The 289-nt window shown below is 64.7% G+C and carries 1 protein-coding gene; it reads right to left on the reverse strand.

Going from position 1 to position 289, the window contains the following annotated elements; genetic code table 11:
- On the reverse strand, positions 1 to 289 hold a 289-nt coding region (locus EN857_RS34195; RefSeq protein ID WP_135897740.1), incomplete at both ends, for an SDR family NAD(P)-dependent oxidoreductase.

The raw sequence follows: 289 nt of genomic DNA on the forward strand, positions 1-289 counted from the left end.
GCCGATGACGGCGGCCTTCGAGGCCGAATAGGCGGCGGCGTTGGGGTTGCCCTCCTTGCCTGCGACCGAGGCGATGTTGACGATGCGCCCGTAATTGCGCTCCTTCATCCCCGGCACCACGGCGCGGTTGACGTAGAAGGTGCCGTTGACGTTGACGTCGATGATTTTCTTCCACACATCGACGTCGTAGGTATCGAGCGGGGCGGCGGGGCCGGCAATGCCCGCCGAATTGACGAGGATGGAGATCTTGTTCGCGATCTCCTCCGTCCTGGCACGCGCGGCGTCCACC

Origin of the sequence: Mesorhizobium sp. M4B.F.Ca.ET.214.01.1.1, assembly GCF_004791545.1 — a bacterium.
GTDB classification, from domain to species: Bacteria; Pseudomonadota; Alphaproteobacteria; order Rhizobiales; family Rhizobiaceae; genus Mesorhizobium; species Mesorhizobium abyssinicae.